The organism is Streptomyces sp. NPDC058796, from assembly GCF_042745235.1.
Lineage (GTDB): Bacteria > Actinomycetota > Actinomycetes > Streptomycetales > Streptomycetaceae > Streptomyces.
In genome coordinates, this window is the sequence record NZ_JBHYOP010000001.1 from 145,245 (window position 1) to 157,528 (window position 12,284).

The 12,284-nt window shown below is 73.8% G+C and carries 10 protein-coding genes; 4 read left to right on the top strand and 6 right to left on the bottom strand.

Features of this window, described 5'->3' with window-relative positions:
* Positions 1-67: 67 nt before the first annotated feature.
* The 3 genes from ACFW47_RS00655 to rsmH are packed head-to-tail and all read right to left on the bottom strand — an operon-like array spanning position 68 to position 3,544.
* Positions 68-2,035, bottom strand: coding sequence for a peptidoglycan D,D-transpeptidase FtsI family protein (locus ACFW47_RS00655; RefSeq protein WP_386282717.1), 1,968 nt, complete (start codon positions 2,033-2,035; stop codon positions 68-70).
* On the bottom strand, positions 2,032-2,562 hold the full coding sequence (locus tag ACFW47_RS00660) for a septum formation initiator family protein (protein WP_386282720.1): 531 nt from the start codon (positions 2,560-2,562) through the stop codon (positions 2,032-2,034). Before ACFW47_RS00660 ends, ACFW47_RS00655 begins: the two co-directional genes overlap by 4 nt.
* Before the next feature lie 25 nt (positions 2,563-2,587).
* A complete protein-coding gene (gene rsmH / locus ACFW47_RS00665; RefSeq protein ID WP_386282723.1) occupies positions 2,588-3,544 on the bottom strand; it encodes a 16S rRNA (cytosine(1402)-N(4))-methyltransferase RsmH in 957 nt (318 codons plus the stop codon).
* A 421-nt stretch (positions 3,545-3,965) separates the two neighbouring features.
* Between rsmH and ACFW47_RS00670 the strand changes: the two genes are divergently transcribed.
* The 4 genes from ACFW47_RS00670 to ACFW47_RS00685 all read left to right on the top strand — a co-directional run bounded on the left by ACFW47_RS00670 (position 3,966) and on the right by ACFW47_RS00685 (position 9,556).
* Entirely contained in the window at positions 3,966-4,520 is a 555-nt protein-coding gene (locus ACFW47_RS00670) for a beta-class carbonic anhydrase (protein ID WP_386282726.1), read from the top strand.
* Positions 4,521-4,767: 247 nt separating this feature from the next.
* Positions 4,768-5,805: an AAA family ATPase gene (locus ACFW47_RS00675; protein WP_386304201.1), complete on the top strand. Its 1,038-nt coding sequence runs from the start codon at positions 4,768-4,770 to the stop codon at positions 5,803-5,805.
* Positions 5,805-7,169, top strand: a complete 1,365-nt coding sequence (locus ACFW47_RS00680; RefSeq protein ID WP_386282731.1) for a DUF58 domain-containing protein — start codon at positions 5,805-5,807, stop codon at positions 7,167-7,169. The genes ACFW47_RS00675 and ACFW47_RS00680 overlap by 1 nt, the downstream gene beginning before the upstream one ends.
* The gene (locus ACFW47_RS00685) at positions 7,166-9,556 is read left to right on the top strand and encodes a transglutaminaseTgpA domain-containing protein (RefSeq protein ID WP_386304203.1); all 2,391 of its coding nucleotides are present in this window, start codon (positions 7,166-7,168) and stop codon (positions 9,554-9,556) included. The genes ACFW47_RS00680 and ACFW47_RS00685 overlap by 4 nt, the downstream gene beginning before the upstream one ends.
* Positions 9,557-9,667: 111 nt before the next feature.
* Here the strand turns inward: ACFW47_RS00685 and ACFW47_RS00690 are convergent, their stop codons facing one another.
* The 3 genes from ACFW47_RS00690 to ACFW47_RS00700 all read right to left on the bottom strand — a co-directional run bounded on the left by ACFW47_RS00690 (position 9,668) and on the right by ACFW47_RS00700 (position 12,272).
* The gene (locus ACFW47_RS00690) at positions 9,668-10,069 is read right to left on the bottom strand and encodes a spore wall synthesis complex protein (RefSeq protein WP_386282735.1); all 402 of its coding nucleotides are present in this window, start codon (positions 10,067-10,069) and stop codon (positions 9,668-9,670) included.
* A 278-nt stretch (positions 10,070-10,347) separates the two neighbouring features.
* A complete protein-coding gene (locus ACFW47_RS00695; protein WP_386304206.1) occupies positions 10,348-11,175 on the bottom strand; it encodes a methyltransferase in 828 nt (275 codons plus the stop codon).
* A 464-nt stretch (positions 11,176-11,639) separates the two neighbouring features.
* Entirely contained in the window at positions 11,640-12,272 is a 633-nt protein-coding gene (locus ACFW47_RS00700) for an SAV_6107 family HEPN domain-containing protein (RefSeq protein ID WP_386304207.1), read from the bottom strand.
* Positions 12,273-12,284 lie beyond the last annotated feature (12 nt).

Below are 12,284 nucleotides of genomic sequence, written 5' to 3' on the forward strand. Positions count from 1 at the left end.
GTTGTCACGGGTCGTTCCTGGTGGCTCGGTACTGCGTCGGCGCCGGCTTGGTACCGGCCCGGCGGGGTCAGGGTTTGAAGGTGACCGGGAGGTTCGCCGGGGCGGCACCGGTCGGCGGGACCTGGAGGGTCTTCAGGGCGAACTCCATGACCTGCTTGTAGATGGGGCCGCAGATCTGGCCGCCGAAGTAGCTGCCCTCCGTGGCGTTCTGGATGGCGCAGTAGACGGTGACCCGCGGCTTGTCGGCGGGGGCGAACCCGGCGAACGACGACGTGTAGCCGTGGTACTTGCCGGTGGCCGGATCCACCCGGTTGGCCGTGCCGGTCTTGCCCGCGACGCGGTAGCCGGGGATCTGCGCCTTGTTGCCGGTGCCCTCCTCGTCGTCGACCACGGACTCCAGCATCCGCGCGAGGGTCTTGGCGGTCTTCTCGCTGATCACGCGGGTCTTCTCGGGCTCGGCGGCCGGGGTGAAGCGGCCGTCCTCCCCCTTGGTGCCGCGCACGAGCGTGGGTTCGACGCGGACGCCGCCGTTGGCGATGGTCGAGTAGATGGAGGCCGCCTGGAGCGCGTTGATGGAGACGCCCTGGCCGAAAGGAATCGTGTACTGCTGCGAGGTCGACCACTGGTCCGGCGGCGCGAGGATGCCCTTGGTCTCACCGGGGAAGCCGAGTCCGCTGTAGCTCCCGAGGCCGAACTTGCGCATGTAGGAGTAGAGGACCTTGTTCGCCTCCGCCTGCGTCTTGCCGAGCTCGCCGGTGGCCATGATGGTGCCGATGTTGCTGGACTTGGCGAGCACGCCGTTGAGCGTGAGGTACCAGGTCGGGTGGTCGACGTCGTCCTTGAAGAGCCGGTCGCCGCGCTTGAGCCGGTTGGGCACGGTGATGTGGGTCATCGGCGTGGCCGCGTTCTCCTCCAGCACGGCCGCCATCGACAGCACCTTGGCGGTGGAGCCGGGTTCGAAGGCGTCCTGGAGGGCGGCGTTGCCCAGCGCGTCCGGGTCGGCGCGGGTGAGGTCGCCCGGGTCGAAGCCCGGCGAGTTGGCCATGGCGAGGATCTCGCCGGTGGCGGTGTCCTGGACGATGACGTAGCCGCCGTCCGCCTTGGACTTCTCCACCTGCTCGCTGATGGCGTGCTGAGCGGCCCACTGGATGTCGCGGTCGATGGTGAGCTCGACGTCCTTGCCGGGTACGGCGGGCGTCTCGGTGGAACCGGCAGTGGGCACCTGGCGGCCACCGGACTGGGCGTAACGGATCTTGCCGTCCTCGCCGGCCAGCGTCTTGTCCAGCTTCCGCTCCAGGCCGCCGCCGCCCTTGCCGTCGGCGCCGACCCAGCCGAGGATGCCGGCGGCGAGGTCGCCGCCCGGGTACACGCGCTTGCTGCTGGGGTCCGCGAAGACGCCCGCGAGGACGTTGACCACGGACTCGTCCGTCTCCGCCTTCTTGGTGAGCGCGGTCTTCAGGTCCTTGATCTGGTTCCAGACCTGCGGGGTCTCCCTCCGGGCGAGACGGACGTAGCGCAGCTCCTTGTTCTCGGGGCGGAGCTGTTCGACCAGGTCCTTCTGCTCCTCGCCGAGGATCGGCGCGAGGAGCGCCGCTGCCTGCTCGGGGCCGTCGCCGACCTTCAGCTGCTCGCGGGTGAACATCGTGGGGTCGGCGGTGATGTCGTACGCGTCCACGGTGGTGGCGAGGGCCACGCCGTTGCGGTCGGTGATGCCGCCGCGCTCGGCGGGCAGGGTGTGGACGACGTAGCGGTTCTGCTCGGCCTTGGCGGTGTACGTGCCGGCGTCGACGGCCTGCACTTGGAGCAGCCGTACGACGAAGGCGGTCATCACCAGGGTCAGCGCGAGGCCGATCATGCGCAGGCGTGGGCGGGGGCTGCCCAGCCGGATGGTGCTGGGCGCGGCCTGCCGGGGCGGACCGGGCCTGCGGGCGGGCCGGGCGCCCGGCCCGGGCTGCCGTCGCGCGCCGGGGCGGACGGGCCTGGCGGGTCCGGGCACGCGGCGGCGCGGCGGTTCCCTGTCGGACACTTCCGTCACCTGCCGGGGGTCGGGGTCGGGGTGGGCGTCGCCGCGGCGGTGGGGGTGGCCGCTGTGGTGGGAGTGGGGGCCGGGTCGGACGGCTCGCTGCCGGGGGACGCGGTGGTGGGCGGCGCGGTCAGCGCCTCGGGGGCGAGGACCAGCGGGGTGGCCGGGGTGGGCGCGGGGCTGGGCGAGCCCTTGACGGTGCCGTCGGGGGCGAGGAAGGCGGGGTCGCCGCCGGGCACCATGCCCAGCTCGCGGGCGCGGCGCTGCAGGGCGCGGGGGGCGGAGTAGGCGTCGATGTCCCGCTGGAGCGCCTGCTCCTCGTCGGTGAGCTCCTTGGTCTGCTGCTTCAGGTCGTCCAGCTGGAACGAGCCCTCGCTCAGCGCGGAGTTGAGGACGAGGAGCCCGATGAGCCCGCCGCCGAGGAGGACGACCACCAGGAGGACGAAGGGAGCCCGGGCGGCCTGGCCGCGTCTGCTCCCGGGCGGGAAGAGCTTGGCCAGCCGGGCCGCCCTCCCCTTCAGTTCGGGTTTCCGGCTCATCGGCCCTCCCCCTGCCTCACTCGTTTCACCCGGTGGACTCCCTGATGCGCTCGGCTCCGCGCAGCCGCGCGGGTGCCGCTCGCCGGTTCTCGGCGATCTCCTCCTCGGTGGGAAGTTCGGCACCGCGCGTGAGCAGCTTGAGCCGGGGCGCGTAGCGTTCGGGGACGACCGGGAGACCGGGCGGCGCGGTGTTGGCGGCGCCGGCCGCGAACACCCGCTTGACCAGGCGGTCCTCCAGGGAGTGGTACGACAGCACGGCGATCCGTCCGCCCACGCCGAGCGCCTCCACGGCACCCGGGATCGCCCGCTCCAGGACGGACAGCTCGCCGTTGACCTCGATCCGCAGGGCCTGGAAGGTGCGCTTGGCCGGGTTGCCGCCGGTGCGCTTGGCGGCCTGCGGCAGCGCCGCGCGGATCAGCTCCACGAGCCGCGCGCTGTTGTTGAACGGCTCCTTCTCGCGTTCCCGGACGATCGCGGACACGATCCGCTTGGCCTGCTTCTCCTCGCCGTACGCCCGCAGGATGCGGACCAGTTCACCCGGCGGGTAGGTGTTGAGGACCTCGGCGGCGCTCATGCCGGTCGTCTGGTCCATGCGCATGTCGAGCGGGGCGTCCTGGGCGTAGGCGAAGCCGCGGTCGGCCTCGTCGAGCTGCATGGAGGAGACGCCGAGGTCGAAGAGGACGCCCTGGACGCGGGGGACGCCGAGCCGGCCGAGCACGTCGGGCAGCTCGTCGTAGACGGCGTGCACCAGGGTGGCGCGCTCCCCGTACGGGGCGAGCCGCTCGCCGGACAGGCGCAGGGCCTCCTTGTCCCGGTCGAGGGCGACCAGCCGGGCCTCGGGGAAGCGGGCGAGGAGCGCCTCGCTGTGCCCGCCGAGTCCCAGCGTGCAGTCGACGACCACGGCGCCCGGGTCCTTCAGGGCGGGCGCCAGCAGGTCCAGGCACCGCTGGAGCATCACCGGGACGTGTCGACTCTGGCTCAAGTGGGACGGCCTCTCAGGTCCGGCACGGCGTCACGCACCGCCGGGTCCCCTCCCGCTCGCTCGTGAAGGGGAGTCCTGCCGGCGCCGGAAGCGTCGGCCGGCCGGGAGCGGGAGGAGGCCGAGCCGTACGTACGCGCCGCGCACGTGGGGAGATCTGGCGGGACTTCGCCCAGGTCTCCGGGGTTTTCAGTCCAGCGGGGAGAGCCTCGCCTCCCGCTTCGCGTCACTTTAGTCCACCCTGTGGCCCGGTCAATCAACCGGCCTGCGCGTCGCGGAGCCGGCGCCCACGAATCGTCGCGGGAGGCTGCTTCACCCGTGTGGAGGCGGCCGTACGGGTCTGTGGAGTGGCTCACAACAAGACGCGATGGCGTTCTTTGTCCGCCTTCCCGAGGGGTCCGGCGCGACGGTGACCAGTAACGTCATGGTTATGACGACTTCTGCATCGGCTCCCACAGGCTCCGAGTCCACCACGGCCGACGGCGGTTCCGTCACCGACCGGCTCGTCGAGGAGAACAGTCGCTACGCCGACGCGTTCACCGACCCCGGGATGGACGCCCGCCCCGTCCAGCGCGTCGCCGTCGTGGCCTGCATGGACGCCCGCCTCGACCTGCACCGCGCGCTCGGCCTCAACCTGGGTGACTGCCACACCATCCGCAACGCGGGCGGTGTCGTCACCGACGACGTGATCCGCTCGCTCACCATCAGCCAGCGGGCGCTCGGCACGCGCAGCGTGGTCCTCATCCACCACACAAACTGCGGCATGGAGTCCCTCACCGAGGACTTCCGGCACGACCTGGAGCTGGAGGTCGGCCAGCGTCCCGCATGGGCGGTCGAGTCCTTCCGGGACGTCGACCAGGACGTCCGGCAGTCGATCGAGCGGGTGCGCACCTCGCCGTTCCTCCTGCACACCGAGGACGTGCGCGGCTTCGTCTTCGACGTGAAGACGGGCCGGCTGCGCGAGGTCACCCCCGCCTGACCCCGGGCGCGCCGTTGCCGCGCAAGCTCCGCAAAGGCCGTAAGGGGCGACATATCGCGGCCAGTTGTCCACAGGCGAGTGACACGAATCGGTAACGGCGGCAAGAATGCGGGAAGTGGTGTCGTGCGGAACCTTTTCCGCGCGGCGTCCGTGATTCGGGGTGGGCCGGTCCGCGCTTACGGGCCGGCCCGGCAATTGGGGTACCCCCGCTTCCCAGGGAGCGCGGGGAAAGGCCGAGGAGGGCCGGGTGACGACCTATGACGATCGAGCGAGCCTCACTGACATGACCGCGGTGGCCGAGCGCGTGCGCGGTTCGGTGGAGGACGTGATCGAGGGCAAGCCCGAGGTCGTACGGCTCTCGCTGACCGTGCTGCTCGCCGAGGGACACCTGCTGATCGAGGACGTCCCGGGAGTCGGCAAGACCATGCTGGCCAAGGCGCTGGCGCGGTCCATCGACTGCTCCGTGCGCCGGATCCAGTTCACGCCGGACCTGCTGCCCTCGGACATCACCGGTGTGTCCATCTGGGACCAGCAGCGCCGGGACTTCGAGTTCAAACCGGGCGCGATCTTCGCCCAGGTGGTGATCGGCGACGAGATCAACCGCGCCTCGCCGAAGACGCAGTCGGCGCTGCTGGAGTCGATGGAGGAGCGCCAGGTCACCATCGACGGGCAGACCTACGAGCTGCCCAGCCCCTTCATGGTGGTGGCGACGCAGAACCCGGTCGAGATGGAGGGCACGTACCCGCTGCCGGAGGCCCAGCGCGACCGCTTCATGGCCCGGGTCTCCATCGGTTACCCCAGCCCGGACGCCGAACTGCGGATGCTCGACGTGCACGGCGGGGTGAATCCGCTGGACGACCTGCAGCCGGTGGCGCACGCGGACGAGATCCTCAAGCTGATCGAGGCGGTCCGGGGCGTCCACGTCGCGGAGCCGGTCCGGCGGTACGCCGTCGACCTGGTCGCCGCCACCCGCAGCCACCCGGATCTCAGACTCGGCGCCTCGCCGCGCGCCACGCTGCATCTGCTGCGCGCGGCGAAGGCGTCCGCCGCGCTGAGCGGCCGGGAGTACGCGCTGCCGGACGACGTCCAGGCCCTCGCGGTCGCCGTCCTGGCCCACCGCCTGCTGCCCACCGCCCAGGCACAGCTGGGCCGCCGCACCGCCGAGCAAGTCGTGCAGGAGATCCTGCAGCGCACCCCGGTGCCCGCGGCGCCCCAGCAGCAGACGGGCTACGGCATGGGCCGCGGCACGTCGGCGTACGGCCAGCAACCGCCGCGGAGGCTGTGATGGACACCGGGGGGACGGACCGGCCGGAGAACGACCGGGACCAGGGCGGCGGCATCCGCACCGCCCTGACGGGTCTGACCACCCGCGGGCGCTCCTTCCTGGCCGCCGGCATCGCCGCCGCGGTCTGCGCGTACGTCCTCGGGCAGAGCGACCTGCTCCGCGTCGGTCTGCTGCTGGGTGTGCTGCCCCTGGTCTGCGCGACCGTGCTCTACCGCACGCGCTACCGGGTGGCGGGCAGCCGCCGGCTCTCCCCCGGGCGGGTGCCCGCGGGCAGCGAGGCCCGGGTCCACCTGCGTGTCGACAACGTCTCGCGGCTGCCCACCGGCCTGCTGATGCTCCAGGACCGGGTGCCGTACGTGCTCGGCCCGCGCCCCCGCTTCGTCCTCGACCGGGTGGAGCCGGGCGGTCGCCGCGAGGTGTCCTACCGGGTCCGCTCGGACCTGCGCGGCCGCTATCCGCTGGGCCCGCTGCAGCTGCGCCTGACCGACCCCTTCGGGCTGTGCGAGCTGACCCGCTCGTTCTCGACGCACGACACCCTGACCGTGACCCCGCGGGTGGAGGCGCTGCCTCCGGTGCGGCTGAGCGGGGAGGCGAAGGGGTACGGCGAGGGGCGGCAGCGCTCGCTCGCCCTCGCCGGCGACGACGACGTGATCCCGCGCGGGTACCGGTACGGCGACGACCTGCGCCGCGTGCACTGGCGGTCCACCGCGCGGTACGGCGAGCTGATGGTGCGCCGCGAGGAGCAGCCGCAGCGCGCCCGCTGCACGGTGCTGCTGGACACCCGGGGCGGGGCCTTCGAGGGCGCGGGCCCCGATTCGGCCTTCGAGTGGGCGGTGTCGGGCGCGGCGTCCGTGCTGGTGCACATGCTGGAGCGGGGCTTCTCCGTCCGGCTGCTCACGGACACCGGCGACTCGGTGCCCGGCGAGGGCGCCGACGGCTTCGCGGGCGCGAGCCAGGGCACGGCCGACGCGGCCGGGCTGATGATGGACACGCTCGCGGTGATCGACCATTCCGACGGCACGGGCTTGTCCCCGGCGTACGACGTGCTGCGCGGGGGGAACGAGGGGCTGCTGGTGGCGTTCTTCGGCGATCTGGACGAGGAGCAGGCGACGGTGGCCGCCAAGATGCGGCAGCGCAGCGGCGGAGCGCTCGCCTTCGTGCTGGACGCGGAGAGCTGGGCCCGGGAACCGGTCGGCGCACCCGGCCCGTTGGACAGGAGCGAGGAACGGCTGCGGATGCTCCGCGAGGCCGGCTGGACCGCCGTGCACGTCCCCCGGGGCGCTCCCCTGGAGGAGCTGTGGCGCCAGGCGGACCGCGAGCGCACCGGGCTCGCGACGGCGGGCGGCGGGGAGGGGGCGCGATGAGTGGGCGGGCGCGGGTGGCGCTGTGTGCGTGGGCGGCCACCTTGACGACGGCGTGCGCGTTGCTGCCCCTGGTCGATCCGGCCACCTGGATCCTGCAGGCCGCGTTCCTGCTGGCGGTCCAGTCCGGGGTGGGCGCGGCCGCCCGGCGGGTGCCGCTGGCCCGGCCGCTGACCGTCGCCGCGCAGGCCCTGGTCACACTGATGCTCCTGACCCTGGTCTTCGCCCGGCAGCAGGCGCTCGCCGGGCTGATCCCCGGCCCGCAGGCCTTCCAGCGCTTCGCCGACCTGCTGCAACAGGGCGGTGACGACATCGCCCGGTACGCGATCCCGGCCCCGCTGGAGTCGGACGGCATCCGGCTGATGCTGGTCGGCGGTGTCCTCGTGATCGGGTTGCTGGTGGACACGCTGGCGGTGACCTTCCGGAGCGCCGCACCGGCCGGGCTGCCGCTGCTCGCCCTCTACTCGGTGGCCGCGGGGCTGTCCGAGGGCGGTGCCGACTGGCTGTGGTTCCTGGTCGCCGCGGTCGGCTATCTGATGCTGCTCCTGGCCGAGGGGCGTGATCGGCTCTCCCAGTGGGGCAGGGTCTTCGGCGGCGCACCACGCGGCCCGGGCGCGGAGCGGGGCGGCGCGGTCGCCCCGGTCCGCACCGGGCGGCGCATCGGCGCGTTCGCGCTGGGCATCGCCCTGGTGGCACCGCTCGCCCTGCCCGCGATGAACGGCGGGCTGCTGGACAGCTCCAACACGGGCGTCGGCTCCGGCACCGGGGGCGGCGGCACGATCTCCGCGGTGAACCCCCTCGTCTCCCTGCGCGACAGCCTCAACGTCGACGAGAACCGGCAGGTCCTCTCCCTCGAAACCGACTCGGGCGACATATCGAACCTGTACCTGCGCATCGTGTCCCTGGACGACTTCGACGGCACCACCTGGAAGCCGTCCAAGCGGCACATCACAGCGGTGCCGGACGGCACGTTCCCGACCCCGGTCGGCCTCGGCCCGGACGTCAGGCGCGCGGAGACCCGGACCACGATCACGGCCGCCGACTGGTACGCCCAGGACTGGTTGCCGATGCCGTATCCGCCGAGCGGCGTCCGCGTCCCCGGCAACTGGCGCTACGAACCGGTGGGCATGACCCTGGTCGGCGACCACGGCCAGAACACACGGGGGCTCACCTATCAGGTGCGGAGCCTCGACGTGCAGCCGACGGCGGAGCAGCTCGCCGCGGCACCGCCCCCGTCGGCGGCTCTGAAGCGGGAGTACACGGAACTGCCGGACTCGCTGCCCGACGTGGTCTCCCAGACCGCCCGCGACGTCACCGCCGGCGCGGCGAACCCCTATGAGCGGGCGGTCAGGCTCCAGGAGTACTTCGCGGTCAACGGCGGTTTCGAGTACGACACCCAGGTGGAGGTCGGCAGTGGCTCCCGGGCGATCGCCCGGTTCCTGAAGGACAAGGAGGGCTTCTGCGTCCACTTCTCCTTCGCCATGGCGGCGATGGCCCGCTCCCTGGACATTCCGGCCAGGGTCGCGGTCGGCTTCGCGCCGGGCTCCCCGCAGGCGGACGGTTCGGTGTCGGTGGGGCTGCGGGACGCGCACGCCTGGCCGGAGGTGTACTTCGAGGGTGTGGGCTGGACCCGCTTCGAGCCGACGCCGACCCGCGGCTCGACACCGTCGTACACCGTGACCGACGTGCCGGGCAGCTCGGTGCCCGACCCGGCCCTGCCGTCCCGGAACCCGCAGACGGAGCCGTCGGCGGCCCCCTCGGTCAGCGAGAGCTGCTCGGCCGAGCTGAAGAAGGTGCAGGGGTGCGCGAGCGAGTCCGCCGCCGCCGCGCCGGTCACGGGCGGCAACGGAACCAAGTGGTACACGGTCCTCGCCTGGTGCGTCGGCGGCCTGGCGGTGCTGCTGGTCCCGCTCGCCCCCCTGCTGTGGCGGCGGCGCACCCGGTCGGTGCGGCTGGGGGCGCACGGCCGCACCGAGGCGGACGCGGGACCGCACACCCTGGCGGTCTGGCAGGAGCTGACCGATACGGCGTGGGACCTCGGAATCCTGCCGGAGGAGTCGCAGACACCGCGCAAGGCCGCGGCCCGCATCGTGCGGCTCGGACACCTCGACCCGGCGGCAGCCGCTGCGGTGCGCCGGGTGGCGGACGCGGTGGAGCAGGTCCTCTACGCTCCCCGCCCGCGCCTGACGGCGGGCCTCACGGAGGACGTCCTCCGGGCGAGCGCCGGTCTGCGGGCCGGGGTCGGGCGCCGCACGCGGTTGCGCGCACGGTTCGCCCCGCGTTCGACCGTACGGGTGGCCTGGGCGGTGTCGGCCCGGTGGGCGACCGTGAAACGGCGGGTCACGGCGGCCCGGCCGGCCTTGCGGAAGGCCTCGGGGCAGCGGAGCTGAGCCGGCGGGGCAGGTGGCACGCGGCACCGGCCCACACACGCGGGTGAGGGGGTGACCACCGGGTGGTGGTCACCCCCTCACCCGAATGTCCTGGTGAGCGGTTGCCCGCGGCTACTGGCCGCCCTGCTGCTCATCCCGGCGCCGCTGCCAGCGCTCGTCGATGCGATCCATCATGGAACGCTTCTGTTTTCCCTGGTGGCGCCCCTGCGGTCCGGCGCCCGCGGCCGGTTGCTCGCCCGGCTTCGGGGCCTTGCGCCAGCCGGTCACGGCGAGAACCGCACAGCCCAGCATGACCAGGAAGCCCACCACACTGAGCCAGACCTGCTGGGCGACCATACCGGCCATGAGGAGCGCAATACCTACGAGGAAGCCCGCGACCGCCTGGTAGACCCGTCGCCGGGTGTACGTACGCAGCCCGCTTCCCTCGAGCGCTGTCGCGAACTTGGGATCTTCGGCGTACAGCGCTCGCTCCATCTGCTCGAGCATGCGCTGCTCGTGCTCCGAGAGCGGCACGGAGTCCTCCTCATCGTGCAGTCGCCGGGGCGACCCGGGGGGGTCTCTTCAGGATAGGCAGGGAATCGCCCCCGTGAAACCCGCCCCTCTACGCCAATTGGCCAACCGGTCTCCGTCATGGCCGTGCCGGCTCGCTGAAGTTCACATTCCCCAGCGGCCGACCCGTCATGCCGGGCGGTCTCCCTCGATCATACGGCGACTGGCCCCCGTTCGGGGGGCCTGTGGCGTACTCCATGTGCAGTCGCGCCCCTGATCAGCGCCGTACCCCACCGGGCGGCTCAGTCCTCTTGGGCCCCTCTGGTCTCACCGAGCACGTGGAGCTGGGTGGCCACGGAGTGGAAGGCGGCGAGTTCGGCCGCCGCGGCCTCCAGCTCCAGCAGCGCGTCCATGGCACCGGGCTCGGTGTCCACCAGCACTCCGGGCACGAGGTCGGCGAAGACGCGGACACCGTGCACGGCGCCCACCCGGAGCCCGGCGGCCTCGACCAGGCCGGTGAGCTGTTCGGCGGTGAACCGGCGCGGCACGGGGTCACCCTCGCCCCAGCGGCCGTCCGGGTCACCGAGGGCCTGCCGGGCCTCCGTGAAGTGGCCGGCGAGGGCACGCGCCAGCACGGCTCCCCCGAGACCCGCGGCGAGCAGGCTGAGGACGCCCTCGGGACGCAGCGCCGCGACCACGTTGCGCACGCCCTCGGCTGGGTCGTCCACGTACTCCAGGACGCCGTGGCAGAGCACGACGTCGTAACCACCGCGCTCGACCACGTCGAAGAGGCCGCGGGCGTCTCCCTGGACACCTCGCACGCGGTCGGCGACACCGGCCTCGGCGGCCCGGCGTTCCAGGGCGAACAGGGCGTTGGGGCTCGGGTCGACGACGGTGACGCGGTGGCCGAGGCGGGCCGCCGGCACCGCGAAGTTGCCGCTGCCGCCACCGGTGTCCAGGACGTCCAGCGCCTGGCGGCCGGTGGCCTTGACCCGGCGGTCGAGAGCCGCTTGGAGGACGTCCCAGACCACGGCGGTCCTCAGAGCGGCGCGGGAACGGGAGGGCTCGGAGCGCGGCGACGCCGTGTGAGGGCGGTGGGGGGAGACGGGCGGGCGCATCGGGTCCGACACGGCAGTTGACTCCTCGGCGCGGCACCGCCTCGGGCACGGGCGGAGCGAACGGGCTGCCGCCCCGGCGCGGGAACGGGACGGGGCAGGCTTCAGGCGTCTCCCACCCTATTGCCTCCGGTGCGGCGACCGGTCACCCCGTACCGCCCCCCGCCTCGCGGACGGGCACGGGCGGCCTGCGGGCCGGGGGCCCGGCGGGGCCGGCCACCCGGCGCGGCCCGCTGAGCCGACGTGCCCACGACCGAGTGCCCCGGCCGACGCGCCCGACGCGACCCGACGGCGCTCACCCCGCGGGCCGAGCCGCCGGCCCTGCCCGGACACGGACCCTGTGGAACCGACGCCGCGAACGACGGGCCCTCGACCGGGCGGACGCACTCGACGCGAGCGGCCGCCTCCACCCACGAGCCGCCACCGGTCCGCACCCGCCCGGTCCCGGCGGGTGCGGACCGGGGTGGGACGGGGATTGCTCAGCCCGCGTCCGGCAGGGGGCGGCCCGGCCCGGCGTCCCCGGCGCGGGGCGGGGAGCCGGCATCCGGCCGGTCCGAGCCGGAGGCGTCGGCGCGCGTGCCGTCCGGGCCGGGGCCGTCCGGGCCGGGGCGGGGCTGGGGCAGTACCGGCTGGAGGGCCAGCATCCGCTCCACGAGGCGCAGGAACATGGCCGCGTCGCGTATCAGGTCGTCGGCGTCCCGGCTGCCCGCCGCGCCCTGGATGCCCGCCTCGGCCCGCGCCCGGCGTGCGGCGCCGGAGGCGAACAGCGCGCTCCAGTCGGCGAGCTCGGGCGCGATCTCGGGCAGCACTTCCCAGGCGCTGCGGATGCGGGCCCGGGCCCGCGGGGTGGTCTCCGGCCGGCCCCGGGCGGCGAGCACGGCGGCTGCCGTGCGCAGGGCGGCGAGGTGGGCGGTCGCGTAGCGCTCGTTCGGTGTCTCGAGGACGGTGGCTTCCTCGAGGCCGGCCCTCGCCTGGGCGAGCAGGCCGAGGGCGGCGGGCGGGGCGGTCGTCCGGCGGAGCACGGGGTGCACGTCGCTCGCCGGGCCGGTCAGTGAGGGTGCAGGGCCGGCTGCGCGGCGCCGCCGGGCGGCGGCTGCGGACGAGTGGGCCATGACGATCCTCCT